We start from the raw sequence: 17,712 nt of genomic DNA, 5'->3' as shown, positions 1-17,712 counted from the left end.
TAAAATTGGAGGTTACGACCCATGAATATAGCAACATTACCTAAAATTGAACTTCACTGCCATTTAGATGGCAGTCTAAGACCGAATACAATCCTTGATATCGCGAAGAGAGAGGGAATTAAGTTACCTTCCTTAGATTTAGATGTGCTTCAAAAAGAGCTTATTGCGCCGCTAGAATGTGAATCGCTGGATGAGTATTTAGAAAGATTTACGATTCCCAATCTGGTTATGCAGTCAAAAGAGAATCTAAGACGAATAACGTTTGAACTCTTTGAGGATGCGGCACTGGAAAATGTGAAATATATGGAAGTAAGATTTGCCCCGTTGCTGCACACCGCGAAGGGTCTAGATGTGGAAGAAATTATTCAAAGTGTAATAGATGGCATGAAGGATGCTGAACATCGATATGAGATCAAAGGAAACGTAATTTTGTCATGTATGAGGACGATGTCGGCAGAGAGTGCCTTTGAGGTTGTCGAAAAGGGGAAGAAATTCCTTGGAAAAGGTGTGGCTGCCATCGACTTATGTGCATCTGAGGAAGCAGGGTTTAGCAGAAGGTTTGTCGAACCAATTGCGTTAGCAAGAGAGTATGGATACAGAGTAACCATCCACGCGGGTGAAACAGGAATTGGCGAAAATGTTTTGGAAGCAGTTGAGCTTCTTGGTGCGGAAAGAATTGGCCATGGTGTTTTTATTAAAGACTGTGAAGAGGCTTATAACCTTGTTAAGGCAAAAAATGTTACCCTCGAAATGTGCCCAACAAGTAACGTACAAACCAAGGCAGTCAATCGCTATTCTGAGCATCCGATAAATGACTTTCACAAGGATGGAATAAAGGTAACCATTAATACGGATAACCGGACGGTATCTAATACAACGATGGAAAATGAGTGCAATATAATCTTCCGGGAATTTCACCTAGATGGAGAGGATTACCGACAAATCTACCTAAATAGCGTAGAAGCAAGCTTTGCAGATCCGGAAACAAAAGAAAAATTGAAAACTTATTTAAAATAACAAAAAAAGGAAAATGGTGCCTGACACCATTTTCCTTTTTTTACCTATCCGACTGAGTGCAGCAGGAAGTTGGTTAAGAATAATATGGATATGATAAACATGGAAACGGTAAGTTGTTTTTGTTTATTTGTAAATAGCTTGACTAGCGGGTAAGCGATGAATCCGAAGGCTATTCCATCGACAATGCTATAGGTTAATGGAATCATGATGATCACGAGAAAAGCCGGAAACGCTTCGGTAAAATCCGTAAAGTCGATATTCGTTATATTTGTCAGCATTAACCCACCAATAATAATAAGAATAGGGGCGATTGCTGTATTCGGTACTAATTTAATAAAAGGCATAAAGAAAAGAGATGCTAGCATCAATATACCTGTTACAACAGAAGTTAAACCTGTTCTTCCACCCGCCGTAATACCTGCTGCTGTTTCAACCGTTGAAACAGCTGGACTTGTGCCAAAAAACCCACAAACAATGGTGGAAATGGAGACAGCTTTTAGCGACTTTCCGTTTTTTTCAGGTGCTTGCAGCATTCCGTTTACTTGGGAATGAAGCAGACCGATATTTTCAAAAACGAGGACTAAAACCAGTGAAAAGGCCGCTGCCCAAAAGGGAATAGTCGCCATTTTTCCAAAATCAGAACTCATAAACACATCCTTGTAGTCCGCGAAGGAGATAAAGCTTGTATCCATTCCTGAAAAATGAACAATCCCAAAGAAGTAGGATATAATCGTACCCGCGATGATGCTGATTAAGAAATTCCCCGGTACTTTCTTCAAAAATAGGAATAAAGTGAGGATTAAATTAATAATCGACGCCAGAACAATTGGTGAAGACAAATTTCCAAGCGCTACAAAGTTTGTTGGATTCTCGACAATAATGCCACTCTTTTGCAGGCCAATGAAGGCAATAAATAAGCCTATTCCGACCGAAATCGATTCTTTTAATGATGATGGAATCGCGTTTGCTAAAATACCTGATAATTTTGTAAAGGCGACAATCACAAAGAGAATCCCTGATACGATAACGGCTGCTAAAGCTTCCGTATAATTCAGCCCCATCGAACCGACAATCGTGTAGGTGAATAAAGCATTAATCCCCATTCCTGGAACGAGAATTAAAGGTGCGTTTGCGATAAACGCAACCAACAAACAGCCAATTAGTGACGCTAGAACGGTTGCGATTATTCCGGCCTCAAGCGGTATCCCTGCATCTTGAAGAATATTGGCATTTACGGCAATAATATAGATAATGGAAAAAAATGATGTAAACCCTGCGATAACCTCCTTTTTTATGCTTGTTCCGTGCTGTTTAAGTTTGAAAACTCCCCTCATATTTGTAATCACACACTTTCGTGTATCCCTCTCCCACCCGCATTAAGCTAATGTTTCGATTCAACTTATGCCGGAAATCATTATATCACAGAAACGGGTCAAGGAAGGATAGGAAATCGCAGGGAGATCGGAATCATTTTGTCATGTGATTCGGAAAGAAGAGTACCATCCGTGAAAAAATGTGTATACATTTTTACTGATTTACGTTATTCTAATTATTACAAATTATTAAGAACATGCGTTGATAGGTTTTTAGTAGTCTTTTTATCCCTGTTTTAGAGAGCTAGTGGCCGGTGAAAACTAGTATCAAATAGAAAGATGAAATTCATGCCTGGAGTATCTTTTTCGACCAGTGGAAGGGAAAGACGGTTTGTCCTCGATACGGACAGCAAAGTGGAGAATGGGGTAGCCAATTCTCAATTAGGGTGGTACCGCGATATAGTCGTCCCTACGTTTAGACGTAGGACGGCTTTTTTGTTTTTTTAAGAATGTTAAGAAAAGAGGGAATGAGTTGAAAAATACGGAGCAATGGTCATCTAAGATTGGGTTTATTTTAGCAGCAGGCGGTTCCGCCATTGGACTGGGGGCGATATGGAAGTTTCCTTATATTGCCGGAGTAAGCGGTGGAGGGGCATTCTTTTTTATCTTTATTCTATTTACTTTATTTTTGGGCTTGCCCTTGCTGATAGCTGAATTCGTAGTAGGAAGGAAAACACAGAGGAACGCCATAGAAGCGTATAAAGAACTTGCGCCGCATTCCAAGTGGCATTGGATTGGGTATTTAGGAATTGTCACCTGTTTTATTTTGCTTTCATTTTATAGTGTCATCGGCGGGTGGATTATTAGTTATATATGGAAAGCTGTTTCCGGTCAGTTGAATGGGCTCGATCAGACGGGATATGCACAGTTGTTCGGTGAAACGATTTCAAAGCCAATGACTAGCGTCGGGGTGCAGTTGATCTTTATGCTCCTTACGATTGTCGTCGTGGCAAAGGGTGTTCAAAAAGGAATTGAAAAAGCGAGTCAGATCATGATGCCCGTTCTTTTTATCCTTTTTATTGTCCTAATTATCCGCTCCTTGTCACTAGACGGTGCGATGGAGGGTGTTACCTTTTTATTTAAGCCGGACTTCAGGCAAATCACACCGGAAACCATCCTTTTTGCCTTAGGCCAATCATTTTTCGCCTTGAGTGTCGGTGTCTCGGTGATGGTGACGTATAGCTCCTATTTATCGAAGGAGGAGAGTCTCTTTCGTTCTGCTTTTTCGATTGTTGGAATGAACATTTTTATCATTGTTTTATCAGGTCTTGCGATTTTCCCAGCCGTGTTTTCATTTGGATTAAAGCCTGATGCCGGGCCTGTTTTACTTTTTAACGTATTACCAAATGTGTTTAATCAAATGCCGTTTGGAATGGTCTTTTTTGTTGCTTTCCTCGTTTTATTCTTATTTGCAGCTCTAACATCGGCCTTTTCCATGCTGGAAATTATTGTTTCAGTTATCGCAAAGGGTGAGAATAAGAAAAGGGCAAAGTGGTCGTGGATCATTGGGCTTGCCATCTTCATTTTTGGGATCCCTTCCGCACTATCCTATGGTGTTTTAAGTGATGTTCAAGTGTTTGGCAAGACGATCTTTGATGCAGCAGATTATCTAGTTAGTAATGTATTAATGCCGATCGGCGCACTGTTGATCTCGATATTTGTGCCGCTAAAAATTAAAAAATCTGCACTATATGAAGAATTAGCATTAGGAGGAGGAGTACCCTTCGGTATGTTTCAAGCCTGGTTCTTCCTCATTCGCTATGTAGCACCCATCGCTATTTTGTTTGTTTGCTACCATGTTATTAGAGGATAAGGTGACAGGCACCATTAATAATACGATGGTGGTAGAAAGGGTGACAGGCACCATTAATGGTGCCTGTCTAGTATTTTCTTACCCTTACCCGCGGTACATGGTCCAGCTTCCGATATCCTTAAAACCAAGTCGCTTATAGATGCGGCCTGCTTCAGGGTTATCGTAAAAGAGGCAGAGAGTTTTGCCTTCGTCTAGGACATCCTGAAATAGGTTTTGCATGATTGCTGTTGCCAAGCCTTGACGGCGATACTCCTTACGAGTGCAGACACCGACGATCATAGCGGACAAGGAAGTTTCCGCTGTTGTTGAAACACATGAAGTCATGACATTGTGATCAACAGTAAAATAGGTTCTTGCTGTATGGGATTCCATTGATTGAACTAAAATATCCCGTGCATCACTTCTAATAGGAAATTCTTCAATCGATTCGCGAAGTTCAATGATTTGATCGACATCCTTGATCGTAGCCTTTTTAATCGTGGTGGACTCATCCATGGTACTAAGAAATTCATCCGTCAGACATTCTGCAAAGAATGTCACCTGTTTCTTACCAAGCTGTAGGTCATCGAAGGCCTCGAATTTCTCCACTATATCAGACTTTCCCGATAATAAAACCGGCTTTTTGTACTGTTTCATAATTGAAACAAAGCCCTCCAAATCAAATTCTCCTTTACCATATGGAATAAAGGATTGATGAAATCTTAGAAGAACGGCCTTAATTGTGTTGTTCAGTTCATCAAACTCAGCCCAAATTTCCTGGAATTCCGAAGAGTACCCAAATACTTCTAAATCCCCAATAATAAATAGATTAATAGACGGCTCCTCACTTAAAAAAGCGAGAACCTGATCATGATCTTGCTTTGTAAGCCTTCTAATCACAGTACATTCCCCCTTGCTATTAAATAGAATATACACACAATTAAAAAATTTCAAGTTCCATTTCCAGAAAGTAACACAAAGGCAGTAGTAATGGTGTCAGGCACTATTACTACCTTTAAGGTAGTGGAAATGGGAGGTAAATTAGTAGGTTGCTTTTCTTGACATACTTAGGGTCAGTGGTTATCATTTACTTAGATGTCTAAATACTTTTCGCATGGTGTAAATAGAAATAATTAAGGGAATCTTCATTAATAGACTTGAAGGTTAAATAAAGGAGCTGGAACCATATGGAACGATTATTAAATAAAGTAGCGATTATTACTGGCGGAGCATCTGGAATCGGAGAAAGCATGGTAGACCTGTTTAGTAAAGAGGGAGCAATTGTTATTGCAGCTGATATTAATGAAGCCGCGCTAGAGAAAGCAAGTCAGAAAGAAAATGTGTATGGTATGAAACTGAATGTTGCCTCCGAAGAGGATTGGATGCAACTGTTAAAGGAAGTCAAAGAACGTTTTGGAGGAATTGATATTCTCGTTAACAATGCCGGGATTTCCTCTGAAAAGCCAGTGGAGGAAATCGGCCTTGATGATTGGCAGAAAATGTTGACGATCAATGGATTTGGGCCATTTCTTGGTATGAAGCATGTGGTTCCATATATGAAGGAACAACAAAAGGGATCGATTGTAAACATCTCGTCTTATACCGCACAAATCGGGATGGGTTTTAATCATTATTCAGCGTCAAAGGGCGCGGTTCGTGCGATTTCAAAGGCGGCAGCAACCCAATATGGCCGTTTCGGAATCCGTGTCAATACCCTCTTCCCTGGAACGATTGAGACTCCGATGACGAAAGTCCTAGAATCATCGAAGGAAATCATGAAACACTTAGTTGCCATGACACCATTGCAACGACTTGGAAAACCGGAAGATGTTGCGAATGCTGCACTTTTCTTGGCAAGTGATGAATCCGCCTATATCGCTGGAGCTGAACTGGTCATTGATGGCGGCTATTCCGCACAATAATTGAAATTTAGAAAGAGGTCCCTTTTCAAAAAAGGGACCTTTCCTATATAGTTAGAAGGGTAAACTTTTTTGAAAGCAGGGGTATCGTGGAAAATCCATCTATCTTTGAACTCATCCATATGATGGACAAGGTGAACAATCGCTTGATTATCGAATGGAATAAAATGTTCAATGAAAATATTGGCATCTCGCATGTCTTAGTTTTAAGTCACTTGAAGAATTATGGAAAAAGCAGGCCATCAGATATTGCGAAAGCCTTAGGTATAGCCCCGCCCTCGATTACACATTTAAGCGAAAAGTTAATCCAAAAGGATCTTGCTGTTCGCGTGACAGATGAAGTAGATAAACGGATTCTTTACTTAGAAATCAGGGATAAAGGGCTTAAGATTTTAACGAAAGCGCAAGAAGAAGGAAAAATGCTCCGAAAACAACTGTTTGAAAAATTATCAGTCGAAGAACAACAGCAGCTCTTAAATATCTATACAAAGTTAATATAGGGTAAATGGTGACAGGCACCATTTCTACTATTTCCACCATTACAAGAAATCTTTCCCGTATGAAACATTATAATTGCTAGTCTACTTTTATTTAACGATGCAATAAGGTTGCGCTAGACCCACTTATATTTGTGTTGGTATCATAGGGATGTAGAGTGGTGGGAGGCAAGAAGGATGGATACTGAAAAATATCAAAATCTTAAGCTTGGTGAACGTGGAGCAATCATAAGTATGCTTGCCTACATATGTCTTTCCATTATAAAACTAGCAATTGGATATATAAGTGATTCTGCTGCATTAAAAGCAGATGGATTAAACAATACCACCGACATCATTGCTTCTTTTGCGGTATTTGTTGGACTCAAGCTTTCCCGAAGACCCCCCGATGGTGATCATGGATATGGTCATTGGAAAAGTGAAACGATTGCCTCCATGGTCGCCTCCTTTATTATGTTGGCCGTCGGTATACAGGTATTTGAGGATGGATTTGCCTCTATATTCCACGGCGGAAAAGAGTCCCCGGACATGCTGGCTGCCTATACAGGGCTTTTTTCAGCCATCGTCATGTATTTTGTTTATCGCTATAATAAAAAACTAGCTGCTAAAATTAAGAGTAAATCAGTGCTGGCTGCCGCTAAAGACAATATTTCTGACGCGTGGGTCAGTATAGGAACGGCAGCTGGTATATTTGGTGCCCAATTAAATATGCCTTGGATGGACACTGTTACAGCTATGCTTGTAGGATTAGTAATTTGTAAAACAGCTTGGGATATCTTTAAAGACACGTCTCATGATCTTTCAGACGGATTCGATGAAGATAAAATTCATCTATATCAAGAAGTCATTACAAAAGTAGACGGTGTGAAAGGAATAAAAGATATTAAAGGAAGAAACTATGGTAGTAATGAGGTCATTGATGTTGTGATCCTCGTTCAATCGACCATAGATATTCGCGCTGCCCATGATATCGCTACACATGTTGAAAAAGTCATGATGAAAGATTATGGAGTCTACGATGTTCATGTACATGTAGAGCCAATTTAATTTTCCTAATGGACTATTTAGCACTTTTCAAAAACAGCTCTCGCTCAACTAGCATTGAAACTATTTCTGTCTTTATCCGTATAAATAGGACCAAGATTTAAAGGAGAGTGTGTAATGTTTTTAGCAGAACTTCACAAAGAGGAGAGGGAGGCCTTTCTTGAACTGGCACAACTCATTGCCGTCATTGATGGGAATTTGTCGATATATGAAAATTCTTTCCTTACCAAATATAAAAAGGAAATGGGCCTTGAAAAATATAAAATAAAGAATCTTGCCATGGAAGATATTCTTGAGATATTTAAAACGGAACGATCCAAAAATATTGTCTTAGCTGAACTCTTTCAACTAATCTATTCGGACGGGGTTTTTGCTGAACAAGAAAGCGAATCTGTTCAAAAAATAAAATCACTCTTTGGATTTGATTCAAGTGAATTTGGAAGTTTCAAGGATTGGATTGTGAAGATAAAGGAATTATCGGCACAGCAGGGGAAAAATGATCAATAGGAATCTATTACTTCTAGGAGCAAACAAATGGATACAAAAGAGCAATCATTATTAAATTATTACTATCATAAGTTAATGAATAATACGTTTGATGAGAAGGATATCTATGCCTTTTTGCTATTAATCCGTCATCGGAATAAAGAGATTCACTGCATCAATGAGCTGGCTGATTTTGTTGCGCAGCGGGAACTGTATCAAGGGTATATCAAGGACCATCTTTTTGAGACGAGGAAAAAGTTTTCAAACCTCGGAAAGACAAACTCAGCCCTTCGGATTGAAGATGTATTTTCATTTAAGGAAATGAAAAACGGCATAAACAAAGCTTTGGAGGACTGGCAGTTGACCGGTCTGACAAACGAAAAAATGAATGATCTTATCACATGCCTTATTTCCATCCTCCAGCAGATCCCCATTATTGATGGTGATAGGGAAATTGGAAAGCTCTTTTTTGCCATTTCTAGTAAACAGATGATCCTGATGGCCGAAATAGAGGTTACTCAAAATCTTTTTAAGAAAACGAACGCTGTATTCCCAGTCCTGACTGCCAATAACCACTATATAGATATCAAAAAGCAGGATCGCTTCGATACTCCTTATTTGTTCTCAGATAAGGTGGTTGAAATGACTAACCATGAAGGGAAACTGGAGTTAAATATTCCGGTTTAAATTTTTTTTAGGGGCGAAGTTGTAAACCGGCGAATTGGGCTGTGAGACGGTGAACCATATCATAAGTAAATGAGGTTTTTTTGCATAAAATATCTGCTCACTAGTATTGCCCTCCTCAATACATTAAAAAAACACGGGGACGGATCTCTTGTTTCATTATTATGATACAGTAGATCCGTCCCCGTGTTTAATTATAGAAAAACCATTATCGTCATTGCACATTGATAGAAACTGATTACAGATATTGTGACTTTATTTCTTCAAGTTGTTGGAGATAACTTTCCTTGAGCTGTTCTGGAAATTCAATCTTTACATGTTTTCCATATGAACAAAGATAATGCGTCATATAATTGAGTTCAGTTTCATTATAGCCACCAGTCAGATAAGAGATACCCTCTTTCTCTTCTAGCATCATATTTGGATAATGATGCTTTAAAAATAGCTCCTTTCCAAACGAAGTTAATCGAGCACGAAAAGGGATGTTATGGTAATTCCTTTCGTGATCCTCTTGAAATTTCTTCAGTTCTTTATGTGAGTAGGTATGTTCCATTTCTTCAAGAATTTCGCACTCAGACATATAATCACAGCGATATGTTCCCCATATTCCTTGCTTTACTTCATAAGCACTACAAAACCAAATGCCATTGCGATAAAACAATTCATAGACCTGAAGATCAATTTTGATTGTTTCATATTGAGAATATATCATTCGAACAATTTTTTCTTGCATAATAGCAGTTAAGATAAGTGCAAGATATTCTGGCGGATTAATTGGAGCAACACCATAATACCGAACCACCTCAAGCATCCTTTCAAGATAATCTTGCTGACTCTTAGGTAAAGTAGCGAATAATTTCTGTCGGATATGTGTATATGATTTTTCAAACGGTGTGCTTGAGAGAAGGTTTAAGGCATTCAATGCGAAAAAAATAGCTCGAATCTCATCATTGTTGAAATAAACTGGAGGTAGCAAGGTTTGGTTAATTAATTTATAACCTCCATATCTACCGCTCTCTGTATAATAAGGCAACCCCATCCTAGCCAATTCTTCAATATCTCTTAGTGCCGTTCTTTTAGAAATATGAAACTCTTTCATCAAGTCTTTTAATTGAAACTCGTGTTTATTGCTCAAAAAAATAAGTTCTTGATTGAGTCGTTCCGCTTTTTTCATTTTTTCTCCGCCTTTGTTTAATGGTGTCTTATATTGTCACCTTTTAACAGTATACTTAGTTTATCAAAAACAAAGGAGATTTAATATGAAAACTTTACTTATTAACGCCCATCCTGATTTTACAAACCACAATCACTTTTCTGTTCAATTGCAAGATAAATTTATTGATAAGTATAAGAATGAATTCCCAGACAATGTACTGACAATCATTAATCTTTATGATTTGGATATTCCAAGAATTGAAGCAGATGGATTACTTGCTATTTGGAATAAACAACAGTCTGACATAGCACTAAATCCAACTGAAGCAGTGATTGCCAAACAATCTGCTGCATTATTGACACAATTCAAGGACTATCATCGTATCGTCATTTCAACGCCGCTGCATAACTTTAACATTACATCTCGACTAAAAGACTACATGGATAACATCCTCATCGCTCGTGAAACGTTTAAATACACAGAATCTGGCTCTGTGGGACTGATGACTGATGACTATCGATTGCTTCTACTGCAAGCTTCAGGTGGTATCTATACAAATAACGACCGTTATACTGCATTAGATTTTGCCCCAAATTATCTAAAAGAGATGTTTACTAATGTCATGGGTTTTAGCCAGTTTGATTTGGTTCGCGCTCAAGGAACTGATATCTTGTCTGCTGATAAGGTGTGGGAGCGTGCGAATATAAATCTTGAAAAAGCTTTTAGACATTTTTACAAAAAATAATCGCCATTGTTGTATCTGCATTATCTGGAGGAAGTCCTTTGCCTTTGAAGCTTTACCACCCATTGATAGCTGGTATCGTAGGGCGTAACTGGTTCTCCTTTAGGGTGAAAAACCGCAAATCGTAACGCAAATAGGATGCTAAATCGCGACGAATTTAGCATCCTGTTTTTTATTGCTATATCAATGTTTTGGGCAAATTAGTATATAAAACCGCACGATAAATCGCATAGTAAATAACAACTTGCGAATAGATATTCTCTATCTGATAATGGATTGGCTAAAATAGATGTGAATGATCACCTGATACCCTTGTGATTGAAATAAACGGAAAAATTCCGTTTGATTTGGGAAATACATATATTTCCTTCGAAATAAGGGGAGTTTTTCCGCTTATATTATCCAAATCCTTGGTTTTTCCCTTATTAACAAGTGTTAATCGGAATATCTCCGCTTATATCTGCTTATTATGCCTCAAAATTTACAATAGACAGAAATTCTCCGATAATGAATTCGCATACCTATCTATTGACGAATCACTTTGCGAATTACCATACTATTTCGTAAGTTATTTAACCTGATTTTCCACTTCAAAAGAGAACTCGTTAGTATAGGTAGTTAAGTCTTTTGCGAATAAAAAGAGACGGGTTTATGCACTTTCCCATAGTAGGAAGTACAAGACCCGTCTTTCTTAATAAATGACAACCGGCTCGTATGTACTGAGATTATCATACACGGCTTTCATCACACTTGGAGGCGTGTTGACACAGCCCCCTGAACCCGCCGTCAGATAGGCGTTACTTCCCCAGTTTGACCGCCAGCTGGCATCGTGGAACCCTTGACCGCTGTTTGTGAACGGAGCCCAATAATTAACCTTAACGGCATAATCGGCTTTCCCCACTGCGCTTCCCCTAAGTGTATACTGTGGTCGTTTATAAAGGATATACCACACGCCAGGTGAAGTATCTTCACGGGTGCTGTGCTTCCCTGTCACCACATTGGTTGTGAGGACTAATTGCCCGTTTTTATAAATCCAGATCCGCTGTTCCGCAATCGACACTTCAGCATATGTGTCGCCTATGCCGTTATTCGCAGTTGTTTCATAGCCGATTCCTTCATTACTCCAGCCTTTACCGTAAATATTTGAAGCGGGAAGCGCATGCTCTCCTTTTTCAAAAGCTTCCTGAATCCGTGCTGTTTCTTTCTCACTATCTAATGCCCAGCCATAGCCTTGCCCCTTTACCGAAATGACAGAACCCGAATGGGTGGTAAAAGAGAAATCTTTATTTAAGGTGGATTGAGAACGATTAATTTCATCTATTTTGCTCTTAATGTCAGTTAGGGTGATGGAAATCTGCTTATCTTTTGACACCGAGGCGTTTTTAATTAATTCACTGGCGTTTAACGTATGCACTTTGTCTTGCACCTTATAATCAACTTTACGGCCGAGTAGGTCCTGCAGTATTTTCTCCTCTTCCTTGATAATCGGGCTGTCCGCTGCAATGGGCTGTAAGAATACCGGTTTTAAATGGATATCACTCGTGTATTTCTGTCTTGTATACTCCTTTAATAGAGTAGCAATATCATACTGTTCACCATTCACACCATCGGAGATGACAATTTTACCCTGTTCCAATTTCGCCGCTGCATCTACGGGGGCCTTTAAGCTTTGATTCATGGTAAGCAGCTTTTCTTCTACTTGCTTTTTCATCGTTTCACTTCGAAACTGATCTGCATTTTTGGGTAACAACGAATACTCTTTTGCCTTTGAGGAAGGAAAAAGGGTCCACTGGCTTTTCAATAATTTTTTCACTTCAGGCAAGTCATGATCCGTAAAAAGCATCTGTGTATCTTTTTCATCTAAAATTTGCTGACTTCCAATATATACTCTGTTTTGTAATTTTGCTGTTTTTAATTTATGGATCACTTGATCAGCCGTTAGCCCGCCGACTTTTGTATCATTAATCGTAATCTGCGAATTGAAACGGGTTAGCTGATAATAGGAAATACCTGCAAAGATAAGTGCAATAATAATGATACTTCCAATGATAATCATATTACGGTTTCCAAGCCGTTTAAATCGGTTAGCCCGCCTAGTATCCATTTCTACAACAGTTTCGTTTACCGTACTCATAAACATTCCCTCCGCTACCTGGTAACTCAGTTATCCATCTTTCCAACTTTAAACTGGTGGATTTTCGTCAATGACTTTTGATTGATTTACCTTACTCTTAAGTTATTACTATTATACTACTAGATTGGTTGGTGTGGAATTTGTCACTATTTGTAATTGCATGAAATTTAATATTTTGTTCGGCTTTTGTGTGGAGTATGAGGGCAAAAAAAAATCCGGCCATATGCCGGATTAAAAAGTATATATTAAAAGGGGGTTGAAAGGCTATGAAAAGTTCATGTCCGTTTCATGAATCTATCTTAACCCCTAAAGATGAACAAATTATGAATAAACCATTAATAATTGAAATTTTAGGGGGAGGCAAGAACCATTTACTAAATATTTTGTTGAAAGATAGGGAAGAGTATGATTGTCACAAAATAACAAAATATCTAAAATGGGCGATAATATGAAGGAAGAAGAAAGAGATCATCTTGCTGAAGCTCTTGAAAAGTTTGAACAATTGGAAGCCCAGGCAGTCGATGGAATAACAGCGGATCAAATCGAGAGTATTATTAAACAATGCTTTGAGTGAGCTTAGGATTTGATTCCTAAGCTTTTTAATGCCTGCTCCCACTTTGTGGTAGGCGTTGATGGGAAGCAGGCACAGTTTTGATTACTTTGTTACTTTAATATAGAAGTAGATATCCTGGTTGACCTTTGTCGGTTCAGCGATAAGCTGGTAACCATGCTTGACTACTTCTTCTGGGACACTTCTAAATGATTGTGGACAATCGGCGATGACTAGCAAAGTTTCCCCAACCTTCATATTTTTTAGCGCATCCAGCGCATAAATGACAGGATATGGTCATGGCTCACCGCGAATATCTAAAGTGTAATTAACGTCCATTACTTGTGACAATTTTTATGCCTCCTTTGTTTGATGAGTAACCTTTGCTGCTTTTTGCTGCTTAATCCCAGTTCCATAGCGGAATCGTTTTTCCCACCAGTTTGAAAGGATAAACCAGATAACCAGCATCGTAAGTGTACCAATTAAGGCTCCGGCAGGTCCCCATAATTCGATTAAATTTACCTTAGTCCAATTGGCCGTAAGGGCATTATAAATTCCGAGGTGGTCCCAGCCGTATGCTAAAATAGTGGCACCAATGATATTTCCTGCTCCTACTACCCAGAATAACAACTGACCTTCCATCGCGCGGTACATCATACCTGTTTCACAGCCGCCAGCGAGAACAATGCCGAAGCCGAATAGTAGTCCGCCAATAACAGTGCTTGGGGCAGCCACTTTAATAAGGGCAACAGCACCGTTTTGAATATAGAAAAAGGTAATGACTACACTAATCATCATACCAACTGCGATTGCTTTCGACATAACCGCACGTCCGCTAATCCATAAATCGCGGAAGGCTGAGGTGAAACAAATCTGTCCGCGCTCAATTAGAATGCCAAATAGTGCACCCGCAATCGAAGCGACAGCTAATAGATTTTTACCGACAACGAAAAAGTAAACGATCACACCGCAATAGAGAATAAATAGAAGTAGTCCTAACTTCGGTTGAATGTTTGACTTTTGAGTTTTCGCTGCCGCAATGGGGTTAATTGCACCCATTTGTATGTTGGGCTTTCCGCGCCACCATTTCGTATTTACTACCTTCACACCAAAGTAGGTCCCGATTGCTGTTGCGAGCATAAATATCCATGAATGGAAAGAAAACTGGGGAACACCAGTGAAAAAGGCGGCTAAGTTACAACCAAGTGCTAGGCGTGCTCCAAACCCTGCGATAATACCGCCAATAAACCCTTGAACTAAGCGGCGCTTTTGCTTCGGAACGCGGATTTTAAAGCTGTTACTGAGTAAAATTGTAATAAGTGCACCAATGAGCATTCCAATGACAATCCATCCGTCTGTACGGCTTAGTGGTGTCCCTTGGAAGCCAACTAATTGAAAATAAGCCCAATCTGATACATTTATACCAAACCAGCCCAAAATATGGGCTCCTAATCTAGTGAATTCCCCTGTTACGGCCCAGACAGTCCCGGTAATCCCGAAATACAAAGCACTAACCAAACCGGCAATACTAACGGCTATGTAGGGATTCCAATATTCTTTAAAGATTTTCCGATATAAATTCAACGAAATTCTCAACTCCTCATAAAAAAACTTTATATGCACAATAAATAATTTTAATTAATTTTCAGATGAACATCAATAGTATTTTGACGGTAAAGTGTGAACAAATAAATAAAGAAAAAAACGCGAGGAACGAAACAAATCGAAAAACTGGTTCCCCTTGCATTTCATCTTGTATAATGAAAAATAAACATATAAACATGAGGATTATGATGAGAATGAGAATGAATTTTCCCTTTAGTATCCCCCCAGTTTCTCTTGAAAAAAAAAAATTACTGGAAAAGCATTTATTTAAAGAAAATCTTCAACGCTGTAAGCTTTTTGCGAAAATTGTTATTCTATTTGAAGTTATTTTGATTATGATGAATGTATCTTCATCGGTAGTGGATAACGGTCACTTTGAGATCAATACCTATTTAGTGTTATATTTCATTTTGCTCATTATGAGTATAACAATGCTTCTCTATATGCGTTGGTTTGAAAAAAGGCCAGAGTGTACAAAGAGACAATATGAAAGATTTCGTTTCGGACTATTAGGATTTGTGAATTTCTTTTTGGTTTGGGGAGCGGTTGTCACACTTGTTGACCAAAAAGATTATGGGCATGTGATGGCTTTTGCGGTTAACTTTATGTGTGTATCGATTCTATTTCACGCTTCCAATCGAACCATTTTGTTTTTGTATATATTACCAATCGCTGTGATATTTATCGGTTTACCTATTTTTCAACCTTCAAATGTGATTGTCATGGGGCATTATATTAATCTCACTGTCTTTTTATTTTTTTGTTGGTTGGCTTCAAGAATGTTATATATCAGTGTTTCAACCACTTTTTATCATAAATTGCTATTAACAGAGACGAATAATAATCTTGCGGCTAAAATAGCAGAAAATGAAAAAATGAATAAGGAATTGGCAAAAGTTAATCACCAACTTAGGCAATTGACAATCATTGATGAATTAACGAAAATTCCAAATCGGAGAGGGTTTCAGCAATTTATTCGTGAAAGGCTGGGCCACTCCAATACAAAGCAAAATCTATCCTTGATGATGCTGGATATTGATGCCTTTAAATTATTCAATGATAATTATGGACATCTTGAAGGTGATAAAGTAATCACAATCGTTGCTCAAACAATCCAAACCTGTATCGACGCTACTACTAGTTTTACTGCTCGTTTTGGCGGGGAGGAATTTGTGATTGCTGCATTTGATCTTGAATTTCCAGAAATGTATCAGGTGGCAGAAGCAATCAGGGAGGCTGTTTGGAAAAGGCAGGTTCCTCACGAATATTCTCCGGTTGCCAACCAAATTTCCGTCAGTATCGGCATTGCTTCGGGGTATGTTCACAATGAAGCAGAAGTGGGACAGTTACTTGAGAACGCAGATCATGCCCTATACAAATCTAAATCCCGGGGACGGAATCGTGTGGAGTATTTTGAAGAACAATTCAATAGTATAAGTTAGTTTGGAAATGGCGAATAGTGACTAGCACTGTTCGCCATGAAATTACGGTATTTTAATCCCTTGCTGGCTTGTTATATCCTCGATCCCCAAATGGCTGTAATTTCTCCAGCCACGGCTTTTTAAGTTGCTTAACTTCCCAGCGTGGATCGTTAACATCGCTTGCATCTTTCTTTTCTAGCACCTCAAAATCAAATGCATCTTTCCCAAGTTCCTTCCAATCCTTTTGAACTTGAAAATTGGCGAACATACCCATTTCGAGCTGTGCCTGTAGAGTAAGCCACTTATTTTTTAAGTTAGGGCAGCTATCAATATAAATTTTCCCGTTGGTTTTGTTGGTGATTTGGTACACTCCCATGTAGGTTTTCACCTGTTTGTATTCCTCTTTTAGTTCCTTACGCCTGTTCTTATCCATGATACCTCTCCCCTCGAGTTCATAAAGGATATTTAATACCCTATGTCTTTTAAAATTTTTGCAGAATAATTTGATATCCTCATCCATTTTTTCATTGTCCGTACATACGACCACTGTCATGGCATCACCTGATAAACGGACCACTGGTGGTATTTGTTATCTTTTAGTTTTTAAATGATAATCCATTTTCCTTCAAAGCATCCCTAAGTTTAGGTAAAGAAGCACGCCCCATACCATGAAAGTGCAAAATCTCTTTTTCGCTATATGTAGATAGTACCTGTAAAGAAGTAATCCCATTGTTTTCTAATGCTCGTCTTGCGGGGGCCGAGAGTATTGAAAGAAAACCATCAGCAGGTTTCCGTTCCTGCTCACACGTTGGACAAGTTGGGCAATCACTGCCTTTATAATAGTTGTGTCCTTTGTTGCAAGTCCTTAAAGTTCTTTCGGATGATGCCATTTTAATAGGTCTCCTTTCCTTTTCTTTCCGTAGTCCAATGATCCCCGATACGATAATGATCTGGTCTAAAAATCTCCTCTTCGCAATGCTTCGTTAAGTGAATGGAGTTCAGCCTCGATGTCAGCTAATTGTTTTTCTAAAGGAGAAAGAATCCCTTTGACGTTTTCCAACTTTTCTAAGTCATTCTGCAGTCTGACATATTCAAATTTTAATTCGCGGATTTTATATTCAATTTCTCTTTTATTCATGTTCCCCATCCTTTGTTTCTAATGTAAGTTAGTATGATTATACCAAACCAATTTTTATTTAACCCTTTTTTGTATGTATGAGTAAAGATTTCTGAAAATTCCTTGACATTGGTTCAGGAAATAATATAATTAATATCATTAATATCATTAATCC

General features: G+C 38.7%; 19 protein-coding genes, 1 pseudogene and 1 other annotated feature. Of the genes and pseudogenes, 10 read left to right on the top strand and 10 right to left on the bottom strand.

Going from position 1 to position 17,712, the window contains the following annotated elements; translation table 11 throughout:
- Positions 1–21: 21 nt before the first annotated feature.
- Positions 22–1,017, top strand: coding sequence for an adenosine deaminase (gene add, locus G6554_RS17990; RefSeq protein WP_166244376.1), 996 nt, complete (start codon positions 22–24; stop codon positions 1,015–1,017).
- Between the two features lie 44 nt (positions 1,018–1,061).
- Here the strand turns inward: add and G6554_RS17985 are convergent, their stop codons facing one another.
- The gene (locus tag G6554_RS17985) at positions 1,062–2,351 is read right to left on the bottom strand and encodes an NCS2 family permease (RefSeq protein ID WP_166244425.1); all 1,290 of its coding nucleotides are present in this window, start codon (positions 2,349–2,351) and stop codon (positions 1,062–1,064) included.
- 232 nt (positions 2,352–2,583) lie between these two features.
- Positions 2,584–2,804 (top strand) — a binding site (T-box leader).
- A 58-nt stretch (positions 2,805–2,862) separates the two neighbouring features.
- Between G6554_RS17985 and G6554_RS17980 the strand changes: the two genes are divergently transcribed.
- Positions 2,863–4,203 carry a sodium-dependent transporter gene (locus G6554_RS17980; RefSeq protein WP_166244374.1) on the top strand — a complete coding sequence of 447 codons (1,341 nt, stop codon included), beginning with the start codon at positions 2,863–2,865 and terminating at the stop codon, positions 4,201–4,203.
- Between the two features lie 84 nt (positions 4,204–4,287).
- Here G6554_RS17980 and G6554_RS17975 read toward each other — a convergent pair whose 3' ends face one another.
- The gene (locus G6554_RS17975) at positions 4,288–5,082 is read right to left on the bottom strand and encodes a GNAT family N-acetyltransferase (RefSeq protein ID WP_166244372.1); all 795 of its coding nucleotides are present in this window, start codon (positions 5,080–5,082) and stop codon (positions 4,288–4,290) included.
- A gap of 287 nt (positions 5,083–5,369) precedes the next feature.
- Here G6554_RS17975 and G6554_RS17970 point away from each other — a divergent pair, with 287 nt between their 5' ends.
- The 5 genes from G6554_RS17970 (at position 5,370) to G6554_RS17950 (ending at position 8,815) form a co-directional block, all read left to right on the top strand.
- The gene (locus G6554_RS17970) at positions 5,370–6,104 is read left to right on the top strand and encodes an SDR family NAD(P)-dependent oxidoreductase (protein WP_166244369.1); all 735 of its coding nucleotides are present in this window, start codon (positions 5,370–5,372) and stop codon (positions 6,102–6,104) included.
- An 86-nt stretch (positions 6,105–6,190) separates the two neighbouring features.
- Positions 6,191–6,601 (top strand): MarR family transcriptional regulator, encoded by a 411-nt coding sequence (locus tag G6554_RS17965; RefSeq protein WP_166244366.1) that lies wholly within the window; start codon positions 6,191–6,193, stop codon positions 6,599–6,601.
- 174 nt (positions 6,602–6,775) lie between these two features.
- Positions 6,776–7,645 (top strand): cation diffusion facilitator family transporter, encoded by an 870-nt coding sequence (locus G6554_RS17960; protein WP_166244364.1) that lies wholly within the window; start codon positions 6,776–6,778, stop codon positions 7,643–7,645.
- Positions 7,646–7,759: 114 nt separating this feature from the next.
- Complete coding sequence (locus tag G6554_RS17955; RefSeq protein ID WP_166244362.1) at positions 7,760–8,149, top strand: hypothetical protein; 390 nt, start codon at positions 7,760–7,762, stop codon at positions 8,147–8,149.
- 27 nt (positions 8,150–8,176) lie between these two features.
- Positions 8,177–8,815 (top strand): hypothetical protein, encoded by a 639-nt coding sequence (locus G6554_RS17950; protein WP_166244360.1) that lies wholly within the window; start codon positions 8,177–8,179, stop codon positions 8,813–8,815.
- Positions 8,816–9,050: 235 nt separating this feature from the next.
- Here G6554_RS17950 and G6554_RS17945 read toward each other — a convergent pair whose 3' ends face one another.
- Positions 9,051–9,986, bottom strand: a complete 936-nt coding sequence (locus G6554_RS17945) for a helix-turn-helix transcriptional regulator (RefSeq protein WP_166244357.1) — start codon at positions 9,984–9,986, stop codon at positions 9,051–9,053.
- 85 nt (positions 9,987–10,071) lie between these two features.
- Between G6554_RS17945 and G6554_RS17940 the strand changes: the two genes are divergently transcribed.
- Positions 10,072–10,713: an FMN-dependent NADH-azoreductase gene (locus G6554_RS17940; RefSeq protein ID WP_166244355.1), complete on the top strand. Its 642-nt coding sequence runs from the start codon at positions 10,072–10,074 to the stop codon at positions 10,711–10,713.
- A 688-nt stretch (positions 10,714–11,401) separates the two neighbouring features.
- Here the strand turns inward: G6554_RS17940 and G6554_RS17935 are convergent.
- Complete coding sequence (locus G6554_RS17935; RefSeq protein WP_481747925.1) at positions 11,402–12,844, bottom strand: L,D-transpeptidase; 1,443 nt, start codon at positions 12,842–12,844, stop codon at positions 11,402–11,404.
- Positions 12,845–13,253: 409 nt separating this feature from the next.
- Between G6554_RS17935 and G6554_RS17930 the strand changes: the two genes are divergently transcribed.
- On the top strand, positions 13,254–13,418 hold the full coding sequence (locus G6554_RS17930; protein ID WP_166244351.1) for a hypothetical protein: 165 nt from the start codon (positions 13,254–13,256) through the stop codon (positions 13,416–13,418).
- A gap of 81 nt (positions 13,419–13,499) precedes the next feature.
- Here G6554_RS17930 and G6554_RS17925 read toward each other — a convergent pair whose 3' ends face one another.
- Positions 13,500–13,679 (bottom strand): sulfurtransferase TusA family protein, encoded by a 180-nt coding sequence (locus G6554_RS17925; RefSeq protein WP_308110987.1) that lies wholly within the window; start codon positions 13,677–13,679, stop codon positions 13,500–13,502.
- Between the two features lie 69 nt (positions 13,680–13,748).
- Positions 13,749–14,978 (bottom strand): selenium metabolism membrane protein YedE/FdhT, encoded by a 1,230-nt coding sequence (gene yedE / locus G6554_RS17920; protein WP_166244349.1) that lies wholly within the window; start codon positions 14,976–14,978, stop codon positions 13,749–13,751.
- A 215-nt stretch (positions 14,979–15,193) separates the two neighbouring features.
- Between yedE and G6554_RS17915 the strand changes: the two genes are divergently transcribed.
- Positions 15,194–16,441 carry a GGDEF domain-containing protein gene (locus G6554_RS17915; RefSeq protein WP_166244347.1) on the top strand — a complete coding sequence of 416 codons (1,248 nt, stop codon included), beginning with the start codon at positions 15,194–15,196 and terminating at the stop codon, positions 16,439–16,441.
- A gap of 52 nt (positions 16,442–16,493) precedes the next feature.
- On the opposite strand, the gene G6554_RS17910 is transcribed toward G6554_RS17915, so the two are convergent.
- The 4 genes and pseudogenes from G6554_RS17910 to G6554_RS17900 all read right to left on the bottom strand — a co-directional run bounded on the left by G6554_RS17910 (position 16,494) and on the right by G6554_RS17900 (position 17,558).
- Positions 16,494–16,853 (bottom strand): GIY-YIG nuclease family protein, encoded by a 360-nt coding sequence (locus tag G6554_RS17910; RefSeq protein ID WP_166244423.1) that lies wholly within the window; start codon positions 16,851–16,853, stop codon positions 16,494–16,496.
- A 54-nt stretch (positions 16,854–16,907) separates the two neighbouring features.
- Positions 16,908–16,997 (bottom strand): annotated as a pseudogene (locus G6554_RS26365) (DUF6530 family protein); the annotation flags it as partial.
- 19 nt (positions 16,998–17,016) lie between these two features.
- The gene (locus tag G6554_RS17905) at positions 17,017–17,310 is read right to left on the bottom strand and encodes an RNA polymerase alpha subunit C-terminal domain-containing protein (protein ID WP_166244345.1); all 294 of its coding nucleotides are present in this window, start codon (positions 17,308–17,310) and stop codon (positions 17,017–17,019) included.
- 65 nt (positions 17,311–17,375) lie between these two features.
- On the bottom strand, positions 17,376–17,558 hold the full coding sequence (locus G6554_RS17900) for an SE1832 family protein (protein WP_166244343.1): 183 nt from the start codon (positions 17,556–17,558) through the stop codon (positions 17,376–17,378).
- Positions 17,559–17,712 lie beyond the last annotated feature (154 nt).

It is taken from the genome of Bacillus sp. MM2020_4 (assembly GCF_011250555.1).
GTDB lineage: Bacteria > Bacillota > Bacilli > Bacillales > Cytobacillaceae > Neobacillus.
The sequence above is the reverse complement of the archived record's forward strand: the minus strand, read 5'-3'. Positions and strand labels throughout refer to the sequence as shown.

Coding starts and splice junctions, on each gene's coding strand:
- add (WP_166244376.1), top strand. CDS start 22: ATGAATATAGCAACATTACCTAAAATTGAACTTCACTGCCATTTAGAT.
- G6554_RS17985 (WP_166244425.1), bottom strand. CDS start 2,351: ATGAGGGGAGTTTTCAAACTTAAACAGCACGGAACAAGCATAAAAAAG.
- G6554_RS17970 (WP_166244369.1), top strand. CDS start 5,370: ATGGAACGATTATTAAATAAAGTAGCGATTATTACTGGCGGAGCATCT.
- G6554_RS17960 (WP_166244364.1), top strand. CDS start 6,776: ATGGATACTGAAAAATATCAAAATCTTAAGCTTGGTGAACGTGGAGCA.
- G6554_RS17955 (WP_166244362.1), top strand. CDS start 7,760: ATGTTTTTAGCAGAACTTCACAAAGAGGAGAGGGAGGCCTTTCTTGAA.
- G6554_RS17950 (WP_166244360.1), top strand. CDS start 8,177: ATGGATACAAAAGAGCAATCATTATTAAATTATTACTATCATAAGTTA.
- G6554_RS17945 (WP_166244357.1), bottom strand. CDS start 9,986: ATGAAAAAAGCGGAACGACTCAATCAAGAACTTATTTTTTTGAGCAAT.
- G6554_RS17940 (WP_166244355.1), top strand. CDS start 10,072: ATGAAAACTTTACTTATTAACGCCCATCCTGATTTTACAAACCACAAT.
- G6554_RS17935 (WP_481747925.1), bottom strand. CDS start 12,844: ATGAGTACGGTAAACGAAACTGTTGTAGAAATGGATACTAGGCGGGCT.
- G6554_RS17915 (WP_166244347.1), top strand. CDS start 15,194: ATGAGAATGAATTTTCCCTTTAGTATCCCCCCAGTTTCTCTTGAAAAA.
- G6554_RS17910 (WP_166244423.1), bottom strand. CDS start 16,853: ATGGATAAGAACAGGCGTAAGGAACTAAAAGAGGAATACAAACAGGTG.
- G6554_RS17905 (WP_166244345.1), bottom strand. CDS start 17,310: ATGGCATCATCCGAAAGAACTTTAAGGACTTGCAACAAAGGACACAAC.
- G6554_RS17900 (WP_166244343.1), bottom strand. CDS start 17,558: ATGAATAAAAGAGAAATTGAATATAAAATCCGCGAATTAAAATTTGAA.